General features: G+C 67.5%; 13 protein-coding genes. All 13 read left to right on the forward strand.

From position 1 onward, the window contains the following. The coding region (gene mrdA, locus FJY88_07750; protein ID MBM3287225.1) for a penicillin-binding protein 2 at nucleotides 1-1,669 on the forward strand (1,669 nt) is incomplete at its 5' end. Continuing rightward, entirely contained in the window at nucleotides 1,666-2,901 is a 1,236-nt protein-coding gene (gene rodA, locus FJY88_07755; GenBank protein MBM3287226.1) for a rod shape-determining protein RodA, read from the forward strand. The genes mrdA and rodA, both read left to right, overlap by 4 nt. 262 nt (nucleotides 2,902-3,163) lie before the next feature. Further along, on the forward strand, nucleotides 3,164-3,964 hold the full coding sequence (gene lgt / locus FJY88_07760) for a prolipoprotein diacylglyceryl transferase (protein MBM3287227.1): 801 nt from the start codon (nucleotides 3,164-3,166) through the stop codon (nucleotides 3,962-3,964). Continuing rightward, a complete protein-coding gene (locus tag FJY88_07765; protein ID MBM3287228.1) occupies nucleotides 3,961-4,800 on the forward strand; it encodes a hypothetical protein in 840 nt (279 codons plus the stop codon). The genes lgt and FJY88_07765 overlap by 4 nt, the downstream gene beginning before the upstream one ends. A 39-nt stretch (nucleotides 4,801-4,839) precedes the next feature. After that, on the forward strand, nucleotides 4,840-5,619 hold the full coding sequence (locus tag FJY88_07770) for a ComF family protein (GenBank protein MBM3287229.1): 780 nt from the start codon (nucleotides 4,840-4,842) through the stop codon (nucleotides 5,617-5,619). A 63-nt stretch (nucleotides 5,620-5,682) separates the two neighbouring features. Beyond that, complete coding sequence (locus FJY88_07775; GenBank protein ID MBM3287230.1) at nucleotides 5,683-7,212, forward strand: Rne/Rng family ribonuclease; 1,530 nt, start codon at nucleotides 5,683-5,685, stop codon at nucleotides 7,210-7,212. A gap of 172 nt (nucleotides 7,213-7,384) precedes the next feature. After that, nucleotides 7,385-7,699, forward strand: a complete 315-nt coding sequence (gene rplU / locus FJY88_07780) for a 50S ribosomal protein L21 (GenBank protein ID MBM3287231.1) — start codon at nucleotides 7,385-7,387, stop codon at nucleotides 7,697-7,699. Between the two features lie 13 nt (nucleotides 7,700-7,712). Next, entirely contained in the window at nucleotides 7,713-7,985 is a 273-nt protein-coding gene (locus FJY88_07785; GenBank protein ID MBM3287232.1) for a 50S ribosomal protein L27, read from the forward strand. A 242-nt stretch (nucleotides 7,986-8,227) separates the two neighbouring features. Beyond that, nucleotides 8,228-8,998 carry a 3-deoxy-manno-octulosonate cytidylyltransferase gene (gene kdsB / locus FJY88_07790; GenBank protein ID MBM3287233.1) on the forward strand — a complete coding sequence of 257 codons (771 nt, stop codon included), beginning with the start codon at nucleotides 8,228-8,230 and terminating at the stop codon, nucleotides 8,996-8,998. Then, the gene (locus tag FJY88_07795; GenBank protein MBM3287234.1) at nucleotides 8,995-10,674 is read left to right on the forward strand and encodes a CTP synthase; all 1,680 of its coding nucleotides are present in this window, start codon (nucleotides 8,995-8,997) and stop codon (nucleotides 10,672-10,674) included. Before kdsB ends, FJY88_07795 begins: the two co-directional genes overlap by 4 nt. Beyond that, nucleotides 10,667-11,497, forward strand: coding sequence for a 3-deoxy-8-phosphooctulonate synthase (locus tag FJY88_07800; GenBank protein ID MBM3287235.1), 831 nt, complete (start codon nucleotides 10,667-10,669; stop codon nucleotides 11,495-11,497). Before FJY88_07795 ends, FJY88_07800 begins: the two co-directional genes overlap by 8 nt. Further along, nucleotides 11,494-12,489, forward strand: a complete 996-nt coding sequence (locus FJY88_07805) for a KpsF/GutQ family sugar-phosphate isomerase (GenBank protein ID MBM3287236.1) — start codon at nucleotides 11,494-11,496, stop codon at nucleotides 12,487-12,489. Before FJY88_07800 ends, FJY88_07805 begins: the two co-directional genes overlap by 4 nt. Before the next feature lie 53 nt (nucleotides 12,490-12,542). Then, nucleotides 12,543-13,610: a lysophospholipid acyltransferase family protein gene (locus FJY88_07810; GenBank protein ID MBM3287237.1), complete on the forward strand. Its 1,068-nt coding sequence runs from the start codon at nucleotides 12,543-12,545 to the stop codon at nucleotides 13,608-13,610. Nucleotides 13,611-13,640 lie beyond the last annotated feature (30 nt).

The following is a 13,640-nucleotide window of genomic DNA, read 5'->3' on the forward strand; positions in this document are numbered from 1 at the left end:
GGTCCTCGCCGACAACGCGCCGTCCTTCTCCCTCTCCTTCGACCCCCGCGATCGAGCCTTCCGTCGCAACCGTCCGCTGCTCGAGTCGGTTGCCGTCGAGCTTGCCGGTCTGCTCGGCCGCGACCCAGCCGAGATGATCAACGAGATCGATCGAGCGAGGCGCGCAGGACTGCCGCCCGTCACGCTGAGCAGAAGCCTCGACTTCGCGACGCTCTCGTCGATCGAGGAACGGATGGACCGGCTGCCGGGAGCGGAGATCCGACCCGAGCCCGCCCGCCGTTATCCGCACGGCTCGCTCGCCGCCCACCTGATCGGCTATCTGGGAGAGGTCTCCGACTCGGAGCTCGAGGGGAAGAGCGGCGGAAGACGCTATCGCGGCGGAGACCTGGTCGGCCGCTCCGGCGTGGAGCGGGCGTACGAGGAACATCTGAGGGGAGAGGATGGAATCGAGCATGTTCAGGTCGATGCGCTCGGCAGGCGGACCGATCTCTTCAAGGATCTGCCGGCGACCCCTTCGACCCCCGGCGGAGACCTTGTCCTCACGATCGATCTCGACATCCAGCGCGCCGCGGAGGCCGCCCTCGACTCGGTCCCGGCGCTGCTGGCCCGCGAGTTCGGGGAGGACGTAGGTGCCCGGCCCGGCTCCGTCGTGGCGATGGACCCGCGCAACGGCGAGATCCTCGCGATGGCCAGCCGCCCGGCCTTCGATCCCAACCTCTTCATTCAGGGGCTCACGATCGAGGACTGGAAACGGCTCTCGGGCGAGGGCTTCCCGCTCCTGAACAGGACCACGCAGGCGGCCTATCCCCCAGGTTCGACGTTCAAGATCGTGACCGCGCTCGCCGCTCTTCACGAAGGAGTTCTGACTCCGTTTACACCCATGCCCTCCGGCTGCGGAGGAGGGCTGCCTTTCGGGAACAGGGTCTTTCGCTGCCATCGCAAGGAAGGGCACGGCAGCCTGCTCCTTCGCGACGCGATGGCGAAGAGCTGCGACGTCTACTTCTACCAGGTGGGCATTCGCCTGCGCGTGGAGAGGCTCACCGAATATGCCGTGGCCTGCAGCCTAGGCGTTCCGACGCGGATCGACCTGCCCCAGGAGCGCGCCGGGCTCGTTCCCACGGTCGACTGGTACCGGAGAGCGAGGGGAGGGCCTCCCGGACCGGGAGCAGCCCTGAACCTGGCGATCGGCCAGGGGGAGCTTCTCAACACGCCGGTCGCCCTGGCGCGCGCGGTCGCCGCCGTCGCCAACGGGGGAAGGATCGTCGGTCCGCATGTCGCTCTCTCGCTTCGCGCCGCTGACGGCTCGTCCATGCCGGGGAGGGCGTCATCCTGGCGGGAGGGACGGATCCCCGCCACCGAGGCGGAGATGGCCGTCGTGCGCGACGCGATGGAGGCGGTGGTGATGGGCGAGGGCGGGACAGGCAAGCGGGCACGGGTCGAACCCTTCCGTGTGGCCGGGAAGACGGGGACCGCGCAGAACCCCCACGGAGAAGACCACGCCCTTTTCGTTTGCTACGCCCCCGCCGAGGCCGCGGAGATCGTCGTGGTCGTGGTGCTTGAGGAGAGCGGACACGGTGGGGCGGTGGCGGCGCCCACCGCCCGCTACGTTCTCGATGCCTACCTCAACCCCGGGACGAAGACCCTGGCCTTAGGGGAGGGCCCGCCGTGAGAATCCCTGCGGCGATCCTGTCCTATCGAGGCAGGATCGACCCCTACCTGGTCGTGCCGGCGGCCGTGCTCGTGGTTGTCGGTTGCCTCGCGGTCTACAGCGCGACCGAGTTCGCCGACAGCGCCCGGGCCGGTTTCTTCGCGCGCCATCTTCTCTCCCTGGCCGCCGCGCTCGCGGCCATGCTGATCGCCATGGCTGTTCCGCTTCGGCTTCTGGAGGATCTGGCCTACGGGCTCTACGGACTGGCGATCCTCCTGCTGATCGCGGTGCTGATCGTCGGGACGGAGGTTTACGGAGCTCGGAGGTGGCTCGGGGCGGGGCCGCTCCGCATACAGCCGTCGGAACTGGCGAAGGTCGCCTGCGCCATCGCTGTCGCCCGCTTCCTCGTGGCCCGTAGGCGCGATCCCGGGCGAATCGGACACCTGCTGATCGCCCTGGGCCTCGTGGCTCTGCCGTTGCTCCTGGTGCTCAAGGAGCCCGACCTGGGCACATCCGGGGCGTTCGCGGCGATGGGGCTCGCCGTCCTCGTATGGGCGGGGCTGCCGTGGTTGCATCTCCTCATCCTGGTGAGCCCCCTCGTCGGTCTGGCCCTCTGCCGGCACTCGGTCCTGTGGGGCCTGTTCCTTCTCGGGTCGGTGATCGCCCTGTGGAGGAGCAGGCTGCCGTGGTTGCTGGTCGGCCTGTTCGTGGCGGTCCAGATCGGGGTCTTTTTCGGCGCCCCCAGGGTGTGGAACGCACTCGAGCCGTATCAGCGCACGAGGCTGACGACTTTTCTCGACCCGAGCCGCGACCCCGCCGGGGCGGGTTATCAGATCCTGCAATCGAAGATCGCGATCGGAAGCGGCGAGATCGTCGGCAAGGGATACCTGCAGGGCTCGCAAAAGGCCCTGGCCTTCCTTCCGCAGCAACACACCGACTTCATCTTCAGCGTCCTGGGGGAGGAGTTCGGTTTCGTGGGGGCTGCGATTGTCGTCCTGCTCTTCTTCGCGCTGGTGAGCCGCGGCTACTACCTCGCCCTCCACTGCCGCAACTCCTTCTCCGGCGCTCTTTCGGTCGCCTTGAGCACGCTCCTGCTCTATCACGCAGGCGTGAACATGGCCATGACCGTAGGACTGCTGCCGGTCACCGGGCTACCGCTTCCTCTCGTCAGCTACGGTGGCTCGTTCCTCGTTTCGGTCTTCGCGATGCTGGGGCTGCTGTTGAACATCTCGGCCCACAGATTCGACTACTGATGCGGGGAGGGTCTCCGGCCTCACGCATGGGACGGCGCGCCGTTCGCGGGCGCGGCGTACGCGCCGCCCGTCCCTGAACCATCTTGACGACGATGGAGGCGCTCGCCGGGCGTGTCCGCTCGGCCCGGCTTGGCTCTGGGGGCGCCGGGGGGAGTTACTCCTTGCGTGGCAGGCCCGGCTCGGCAACGATGGTCCGACCGCCTGATCCTCCGCGATCCGCAGCGGCTCGCGGCGCGTGAGGCGGTGAGGAAAGGGTGCGCGATTGATCGGTACGCTCTTCCATGTCGGTCCGTTCCGCGTCCACTCCTACGGGGTGATGCTCGTCATCGCCTTCATCCTCGGCACCTGGTGGACCGTGCGGCGGGCTCCCGGCAAGGGGATCGACGCCGATCGGGTCTTCTCGCTGGCCGGCTGGATCCTCGTCTCGTCGGTGGCCGGCGCGCGGCTGCACTTCGTCCTCGGCCATCCCGAATCTTTCGCGAGCCCCCTCGACCTCTTCAGGATCTGGGAGGGCGGGCTCACGCTCTACGGAGGGCTTCTCGCCGCGATCGCCGTGAGCTATCTCTATCTCCGCAAGCACCGCGTGGCCTTCCTCCCGATCGCCGATCTGATGGCCCCGGCTCTCGCCCTGGGCGAGGCGGTCACGAGGCTCGGTTGCTTTCTGAACGGTTGCTGCTTCGGCTCCCCTCACTCCGGCACTCTCGCGATCCGGTATCCGCCGACGTCGTACGCGGCCCAGTCGCTGGGCGATGTCCATGTCCATCCGGCCCAGCTCTATCTGTCCGTGGGCATGCTCCTCCTCTTCCTCTTGCTGTGGCGGCTCGATGGCCGCGGTCCGCGGACGGGGAGCCTGATCGGCGGCTACCTCGTCGGACAGGGTCTCGTCCGCTATCTCGTCGACTTCGTCCGCCACTACGATCCTGTCGACAGGCTTCCGGCGCTCGAGCCTCTGATCGGCGCGAAGAGCCAGCTCGTCGCCCTGCTGCTGGCGGTGGTGGGGATTCTGATCCTCCTCGTGAGGCCGCGCGCCGGGCGGAAAGAGGCCGCGGGGCGGGCTGCATGAGAGTCGACGGAAGAACAGCGCTCCTGGGTCTGGTCGGAAACCCGATCACGCACACCCTGTCCCCGAGGATCCAGAACCACGCGCTCGAAAGGCTCGGGGAGAATGTGGTCTACCTGCCTTTCGAGATCGACGAGCCGGATCTCGAGCCGCTGATCGAGCTCTTCCCCAGATTGGGCGGCATCGGCCTCAACGTCACGACCCCTTTCAAGGTCGCGGCCGGCCGCTTCTGCAGTCCAGGGGACGAGGCGGCGCGACTCACCGGTGTCGTGAACACCATCGTCTACAGGGAAGGGGAGCCCGTTGGGTTCGGAACCGACGGGCGTGGATTCCGCGCCTGGATGAGCGAGCGCGCGATCCGTCCCGCCGCCGCGGGGATCGTTCTGCTCGGATTCGGGGCGACCTGCCGCGGCATCGCCCACGAGATCGGGTCCGACCACGCGCTCTCGATCGTGACGCGGTCTCCGGAGCGAGCGATCCGCGTCCTCGAGGGATGGTTCGCGGAGGGGTGGGCTGGGATGCCCGCGCGGGTCCTCTCCTGGAAGGATCCGATCCCCGAGGGCCCATCGCTCGTTGTGGGAGGGCTTCCCTCCGCCTTCTCCCGTTCCGAGGCCGTCGCGTCCTGGCTTGCCGGAGTCGATCCCGCCTGCGCGATCGTCGACCTGAACTACGGGGCCGGGCGGACCCCTCTTCGCGACCAGGCCCGGGATCGGGGGCTCGCGACCCACGACGGCCTGGGCCTCCTTGTCCACCAAGCCGCCCTGTCGCTCTCCCTGTGGCTTGGGAGCGAGGTGTCGCCTCTCCTGCTCGCGGAGCCTCTCGCCGGCGAGGCGCAGTAGCGGCCCGATCCCGGCACGGGGCCGGCTTTCCTCGTCCTCGTGACGGATGGCGCCGATCATCCTGGGATCGATCTGGTCTCCCGCGCCTCGACCTCAGCACTCCTCGCGCAGCGTCTCGCATCGATCGCGAGGGGGGCGCTGAGTCTTCTGCTTCCTCCCTCATGTCCGGCCTGCGGGCGGGGCGTCGAAGGACCGCCGCTGCCCTGTCGCTCCTGCGACGCCGCCCTCCGGCTCCTCTGGAATGAAGCCCGGCGCCTCGAGCCGCCCGAACCGATCAGCCCGTTCCTGTACGCGGGGGTCGTCAAGGATCTCGTGCGCCGGATGAAGTACAGGGGCGACCGCGCCGCCGCGGGCTTCCTCGGCGAGATGATGGCCGCCCGGCTCCGCGCGATCAGGATCGAGCCCGGCCAGGGCTTCCTCGTCCCGGTCCCGCTCCATCCGACCCGGCTCCGGGAGCGCGGGTTCAACCAGGCCGAAAGGCTTGCCCGGATCGTGGGACGGAGGGCGGGGCTGCCGCTGTTCCCGGGATTGATCCGAAGGGTCCGGTGGACCGGATCCCAGACGGTCCTCGATACGGAGAAGCGGCGAGCGGCGGTCGCGAGCGCCTTTCGCCCGGGAAAGACGCTCGCGAGGCGGACGGTCCCGCGGGGGAGCGCGATTCTTGTCGACGACGTCTGGACGACGGGAGCGACCGCACAGGCCTGCCGCGGAGCGCTCGAGGCGGCGGGTTGCGTCCCGCCGATCCTCGTGCTGACCGCCGCTCGGGCCGAGCTGGCCCGCGAGAGCGGGAGCGATTCCCCCTCCCTGCCCGGGGATTGAGCCGGTCCGGATCGTGTGATAGCTTTCAGGCCTGAGCCTCTGGCTCGATCGAATTGGGGGCCGATGTTTCGCGAGATCGTCATCAATGTTGATTCCAACGAGACCCGGATCGCGGTCCTCGAGGATGCGGAGCTTGTCGAGCTGATCAACGAGCGCCTCGAGGAACGGCGGCTTGTGGGAGACATCTACAAGGGTAGGACCGGCGCCGTCCTGCCCGGCATCCAGGCCGCCTTCATCGACATCGGGCTTCCGAAGTCGGCCTTCCTCCACATGTCGGACATGCTCGAGTCGATCATCGACTTCGAGATGTTCGACATCGACGACGAGGCCCCCCATCCGGTCAAGCCGAGAGACGACCTGAAGATCGAGGACTATCTCCAGAAGGGGCAGGAGATCCTGGTCCAGATCATCAAGGAGCCGATCGGGACCAAGGGGCCGAAGGTGAGCGGCCGCATCTCCTTGCCGGGGCGCTACCTGGTCTTGATGCCCGGTCTCGATCATGTCGGCGTCTCCCGCAAGATCGCGGATCGGGACGAGCGGCATCGGCTGCGCAAGATCCTCATGAGCCTGAAACCCGGCAACGCCGGGCTGATCTGCAGGACCGTCGGAGAAGGGAAGGGGGAGAAGGAGTTCGAGCAGGACGTCAAGTACCTGCTCGACCACTGGGGGCAGATCGAGCAGAGGTCGTCGACCGCGGAGGCGCCCGCGCTGATCCATAGAGAGATGGACCTGACGACAGGGCTGATCCGCGACCTCTTCACGGAGGACATCGACCGGGTCGTGATCGACTCCGAGGACTCCTACAAGCAGATCCAGTCCTACCTGCGCGCGTTCTCGCCCGGCCTGCGGGAGCGGGTGAGGCTCTTCAGCGGCCAGGGCCCGGTCTTCGACGAATACAGAATCGAGTCGGAGATCGCGAAGACCCTGGAGAGGAAGGTCTGGCTCAAGAAAGGCGGCTACATCGTCATCGACCACACCGAGGCCCTGGTGGCGATCGACGTGAACACCGGGCGATTCACCGGGAAGCGCTCCCCGGAGGAGACGATTCTCAAGACCAACATCGAGGCCGCCAAGGAGATCGCGCGTCAGATCCGCTTGCGGGACATCGGGGGGATCATCGTCTGCGATTTCATCGACATGGAGCAGGACGCCTCGAAGCGACAGGTGATCGACACCCTTCGCCAGGCGCTCCGGTCCGATCGGGCCAGGACGAAGGTCTATCCGGTGAGCGATCTGGGGCTTGTCGAGATGACGCGCCAGCGCGAGCGCGCCTCTCTCTTCCACTATTACAGCGACGAGTGCCCCACATGCTCGGGGGTGGGGAGGGTCCTCTCGCTCCCGTCCCTGGCGATGAAGGTCGAGCGGTATCTGCGCCGGATCGGCGCTCACTCCAAGGAGAAGCTCGTCCAGATCCGGATCCACCCCGACGTGGCGACCTTCCTCTACGACGAGAGGGCCGAGAGGCTCGCCGCCCTCGAGAAGCAGTACGGCCTGGTCCTCGATCTGCGAGACGACCCGCGCATGCGGTTGGACGACCTCCGGGTCATCTTCCCCCGTCTCCGCAAGGACGTGACCTCCGAGTTCCAGGGCTGAGGGGCTGGACTCGGGGGGCCGACCCCGGCTCATGCGGCTCCGGCCGCCCCGGACGCGGTGCCCGAATCGCCCCCGGAAGGGCGGAACGAGGGTCGGATTGAGGGGTTGACGGCGGGTCGCCCGTGACCTATCGTCATCTTTTTGGATTCGCGAGGATTCGCGGGAGGGGTCAGTGTACGCAATTGTCGAGCTGCAGGGGCGGCAGTACCGGGTGGAGCCGGGCGCGAGGCTCCAGGTTCCGCTCCTCTCGGCGGAGCCGGGAAGCCGGATCGCCATAGAGAAGGTCCTCGTTCTCTCGGGGGACGAGGGCGTGCGCGTCGGGCATCCCCACGTCGAGGGAGCGAGCGTGGAGGCGACCGTTGTCCGCCACGGGCGCGGCCCGAAGGTGCTCGTCGGGAAGTACAAGAAACGGAAGGACTATCGCAGGCGCAACGGCTATCGCGACGATTACACCGAAGTTGAGATCGTCGCGATCCACGCGGCCTGAGGCGAGGCGGAATATGGCGCACAAGAAGGGTCTCGGGTCGAGTCGGAACGGTCGCGACAGCAACTCGCAGCGTCTCGGCGTGAAGGCGTTCGGCGGGGAGTTCGTCACGGCCGGCTCCATCATCGTCAGGCAGCGCGGGACGCGCTACGTCCCCGGCCGCAACGTCCGAAGGGCGAAGGACGACAGCCTCTTTTCGGTCGTCGACGGCCATGTCCTCTTCGCGAAGCACAGGAACGGCCGTCCTCTCGTCAGCGTTCTCCAGGAGACTCCCGCCGCAGAGGAGTAGTCGCGCCCGGCGCGCCCCGCCTTCGATGGCGAGCGGCGCGCCTCACGCGGACCCGGTCTTCCTGCCCCCCGCTCGTTCCTTCTCCGTCTCCCCCGCACGATCCGGCCGCTGATCGCGGCGGCGGCGCGGCTGTTGACAGGCCGGGGGCGCGTACCTATCTTGCGGTCGGGCTTCCGCTCGGGCAGGGGCGGCACGGGACGCCGCCCCTTGTCGTTGGGCAGTACGCACCTCGGGAGGGCAGCGTGTCGGTCTCCTCACAGAAGATCGTGGGGGTGATCCCTGCCCGGTATGCGGCCACTCGATTCCCCGGCAAGCTGCTCGCGAGTCTGGGCGGACGCACGGTTCTGGGGCGCGCGCACGAGCGCGCCGCGGGCGCGCGCAGCCTCGACCGTCTCCTTGTCGCGACCGACGACGAACGGATCCTCCGCGAGGTGCTGGCCTTCGGCGGCGAGGCGGTGATGACGCGTTCCTCGCACCGCTCCGGCACCGATCGCGTCGCCGAGGCCGTCTCCTCTCTCGGGCCGGAATACGCCTTCGTGGTCAACATCCAGGGGGACGAGCCGTTTCTCGACCCGGTCACAATCGACGAGCTGGCGAATGGCCTCCGATCGGATCCGGCGGCGATCTGGACAGCCGTCGCCCCCATTCGGGACGAGGAGACGCTGGCCCGTCCGGACGTCGTGAAGGCCGTGGTCGCGCGGGACAGGCGGGTTCTCTATTTCTCGAGGGCTCCCTTGCCCTATCGTCGAGAGGGGACACAAGAGCCCCGGCGCTGCTGGCATCACATCGGCGTCTATGGATTCGATCGAGGAGTGCTCGAGCGTTTTGTGCGGCTGCCCGTCTCGAGCCTCGAGGATCTCGAGGGGCTCGAGCAGCTGCGGGCCTTGGAGGAGGGGATACCGATCCGGGTCATTATCACCGAGTCCTCGTTTGGCGGAATCGACACGCGCGAGGATCTGGACCGGGCAAACCGTTTTCTTGCCGCCGAAGCGGAGGGGAGAGACAGCGGATGAGCGAGAAGTCCCCGCGGTTCATCTTCATCACCGGGGGAGTCGTCTCCTCCCTGGGAAAGGGGATCGCCGCGGCCTCGACGGGGCTCCTGCTCAAGGAGCACGGGTTGAAGGTCACGATGCAGAAGTTCGATCCCTACTTGAACGTCGACCCGGGGACGATGAGCCCCTACCAGCATGGCGAGGTCTACGTCACGGACGACGGCGCGGAAACCGACCTCGACCTGGGCCACTACGAGCGTTTCACGAGCGAGTCGCTCGGCAAGGAGAACTGCGTCACAGCGGGGCAGATCTACGACAGGATCCTCTCGCGCGAGCGAAGGGGCGACTATCTGGGCAAGACGGTCCAGGTGATCCCGCACGTCACCGACGAGATCAAGAAGGCGATGGTCGATCCCGCGAAGCGGCTCGGAGCGGATGTGAGCATCATCGAGATCGGCGGAACTGTGGGCGACATCGAGGGGCTTCCCTTCCTCGAGTCGATCCGACAGCTGCGCCTCGATCTCTCGCGGGAGCGGACCCTCTCGATCCACTTGACCCTCGTCCCGTACATCAAGGCGGCGCACGAGATGAAGACCAAGCCGACGCAGCACAGCGTCCGCGAGCTGCGCGAGATCGGGATCCAGCCCGACATCCTCCTTTGCCGCACCGAGTTCCCGATCGGCGCGGAGGCCCGCGAGAAGATCGCCCTCTTCTGCAACATCCCTCCGAAGGCGGTCATCGAGGCCCCCGATGTGGCCTCGATCTACGAGGTCCCGCTGATGTTCCATCGCGGAGGGCTCGACCGCCTGATCCTCGAGCAGCTGGGGCTCAAGCCGTCCCGCCCCATGGATCTCAGGCCGTGGGAGAGCCTGGTCCGCGTGATCCGCGAGTCGCCGCGCAGTGTGACGATCGGCATCTGCGGCAAGTACACGCACCTGCATGACGCCTACAAGAGCATCGTCGAGGCGATGGTTCACGCCGGGGCGGCCAACGGGGTCCGCGTCTCGCTGCGCTGGATCGAGTCGGAGGACGTGGAGCGCGATGGCGCGGATGCGCACCTCAAGGATGTGGGCGGGCTCCTGGTCCCGGGCGGGTTCGGGGAGCGAGGCATCGAGGGCATGATTCTGGCCGCGGGGTATGCGCGTGAGAACAGGATTCCCTTCTTCGGCATCTGTCTGGGGCTGCAATGCGCCACGATCGAGTTCGCGCGGCACAGGGCCGGGCTCGAGCAAGCGAACAGCACGGAGTTCGATCGGCAGACGCCGCACCCGGTCATCGATCTCCTGCCGGGGCAGACCCACTCGGGGGACAAGGGGGGGACGATGCGCCTGGGAGCCTATCCGTGCCGCCTTCGGCCGGGGACGAAGGCGCGCGAAGCCTACGGCGAGGATCTGATCAAGGAGAGGCACCGGCACCGCTTCGAGCTCAACAACGAGTTCCGGACGCGCCTCGCGGCGAGCGGGCTCGTGATGGCCGGGATCTGCCCCGACAACGACCTGGTGGAGATCATCGAGATCGAGGACCACCCCTGGTTCGTGGGGGTGCAGTTCCACCCGGAGCTGCGGAGCCGTCCGCGGGAGCCGCACCCCCTCTTCCGGGAGTTCGTCCGCGCCTCCGCGGCGCACCGGTGCGAGGTCGATGAAGCGGCGGGCGCGGGTAGGGCGGCCGGACGCGGAACGGGCGGCGCCGATGGGTGATCGCGGCTATCGGTTTCTCGGGCGGACGCACCCGGCAGAGCATCTCTTCGTCATCGCCGGTCCCTGCGTCATCGAGTCGGAGCAGATGAGCCTCGATGTCGCGGGGAAGCTCAGGGAGATCTGCTCGCGCCTGGGAATCGGCTATGTCTTCAAGAGCTCGTATCGAAAGGACAACCGATCCTCCGTCGAGTCCTTCGTGGGGCCTGACGCGGAGAAGGGGCTCGCGATCCTCTCCGGCGTGCGCCGAGAGATCAAGGTCCCCGTCCTGACCGATGTTCATTGCCGGGACGAAGTGGCCCCGGCGGCCGCGGCGGTCGATGTCCTGCAGATCCCCGCGTTCCTCTGCCGCCAGACGCGCCTGTTGCAGGAAGCCGCGCGCGCCTGCGGGGTCGTGAACGTGAAGAAGGGGCAGTTCATGGCCCCGGACGACATGGGGAGGGTCCTCGAGAAGCTCGAGGCGGCGCGGCCCGGCGGAGAGTTCTGGCTGACCGAGAGGGGGACGACCTTCGGCTACCGCGATCTGGTCGTCGACATGCGCGGCTTCGCGATCATGGGGGATCTCGCATCGACCGTCGTCTTCGACGTGACGCACTCCCTCCAGCATCCCGGGGCAGGGGGGGACCGGAGGTTCGCGAGGACCCTGGCCCGCGCCGCGATCGCAGCGGGCGCGGACGGTCTCTTTCTCGAGACGCACCCCGAGCCTGAGAGCGCCCTCTCCGATCCGACCACCCAACTGCCCCTCTCGTCGGTCGCGTCGTTTCTGGAGGAGATGCTCGAGTGGAAGAGGCTCTGCGGGCGCCGCGCGAGGATGGGGGAGGCATGAGCCTGCTCTCCGATCGTGCGCGGCAGATCCTCGAGACCCAGCTTCGCGGCGTCGGAAAGCTCGCGGGCTTGTGCGATGCGCCGGAACTGGCGCGCGCGGTCGAGCTCCTCCGCGGTTGCCAGGGGAGAGTGCTCGTGACCGGAGTGGGCAAGAGCGGAATCGTGGCCTCCAAGATCGCCGCTTCCTTAAGGAGCACCGGGACCCCGGCGGTCTATCTCCACCCGGTCGAGGCGATGCACGGCGATCTGGGTCTGGTCGGACCGGCCGATGTCGGGTTCTTCATCAGCAAGAGCGGCGAGAGCAGGGAGATCCTCGATCTGGTCCCGACCTTCAAGCGGCTCGGCGTGCCGATCCTCTCTCTCGTCGCGAGGGGAGAGTCCTCCCTCGCCGGTCTCTCTGATCTTGTCCTCGATGTCGGGACGATCGAGGAGGCGGGCCCGATCCAGGAAGTCCCGACGACGAGCACGACCGTCTTTCAGGTCCTCGGCGACATCCTCACCCTCCTGATCCTCTGGGAGAAGGGCCTCACCAAGGAACACTTCGCATTCCTGCACCCGGGCGGAGTGCTGGGGAGAATCGCGACCCTCCGGGTTCGGGACGTCATGAGGACAGGCGCCGCGCTTCCCCGGGCTCCGGGGGAGGCCCTTCTGATGGAGGCGCTGGTGGAGATGATCGACAAGCGCCTGGGGATGACGACCGTCGTCGATGCGGACGGCAAGCTGGTGGGGATTCTGACCGACGGCGACATCCGGAGGATCCTCCACAAGCATCGCGACGTCGAGACCCTGAAAGTGCTTCAGGTCATGACCGCGCATCCGAAAACCATTGATAGAGATGAGGTTCTCGCGAGCGCTGTCCACAGGATGGAAACGAATCCGACCGGTCCCATCACCTCCTTGGTCGTGATCGACGGGGAGGGAAAGCCAGAGGGGGTCATACATCTCCACGATTGTCTTCGCCTGGGAATGCGAGTGTCCTCCCACCTGGCATAGAACATGCTTGACCGCCCTTCCGCCGCCTCCTAGCCTGAGGCTCGGAGGTTCGGATGAAGCGGATGAAGGGGCTTCGGCGGGCCGTACGGTTCGGGCTCATCCGCGCGCTTCTGTGGCCCCTCGAGATCCTGCCGAGGGGTTGGGCTCTCCGGCTGGGCGGCGTCTACGGGACTCTGGCCTGGCGGTGTGGCAAGGCACTCCGGGAGAGCATCGATCGCAATCTCCGGCTGATCCAACCAGGTTTCGTGGACGATCGGGCCCGCTTCGGCAGGGTCTGTCTTCGGGCGCTGGGCCGCAACGCGGTCGACTTCCTGAGGATGGCGAGACTCGACCGGGCCGCCTTGGAACGCCTGATCCGTGTGGTGGGGGAGGAGCATCTGGAAGGGGCCCTGGCGCGGGGAAGGGGCGTGGTCGTCGCCACCGGGCACGTTGGCTGCTGGGAGCTGATGGCCGCTTACTATGCTCGACGGGGATACCCTGTCCACGTCCTGGCCCGTCCCCTGCGGGAGGCTTGGGCCGAGAGCTTCGTGACCGGCAGGAGAACCGCCGCAGGGGTGAGGACTCTCAGCAGGAATTCGGAGCTGATGGGCGCGGCCCGGGCGCTGCGCAGGGGCGGCATGGTGGGAATCCTCTTCGATCAGGACATGAAGGCGGAAGGGGTGCGAGTCCCGTTCTTCGGCCGGCTGGCCTTCACGCCGGTGGGGCCCGCGGCGCTCTGCAGGATGACGAGGGCCGCGCTGCTCCCGATGGCGATCCAGTCGGAGGGGGATGGGAGCCACAAGATCACGATTCTGCCTGAGGTCGAGGTGCGGAGAACCGATGACCGCGAAGGCGACCTCTATGAGATGATGGTCGCGCTCAGCGGCTCGCTGGAGCGACTGATCGAGCAGAGGCCAGAGCAGTGGGTCTGGTTTCATGATCGATGGCGGAGATCGGAGGAGGCTCGAGACGAGAGCACGGTGGTGGAGAATCGCGATGAGGAATCGGCGCGCGGCGCTTGGGATCCTCCTGCTCGGCCTTCTCGTTCCGTGCGGGTGCTCGACTCCGCAGGAGGAGCCGGGCGGCCGGAGAGAGGCGGGCTCGGGGCCGGTCCAGACGTTCCAGAACCTGGAGCTTCGTGAGACGAGCGAGGGGAAACTCGAGTGGATCCT

It is taken from the genome of Candidatus Eisenbacteria bacterium, from assembly GCA_016867495.1.
Classification (GTDB): Bacteria; Eisenbacteria; RBG-16-71-46; order CAIMUX01; family VGJL01; genus VGJL01.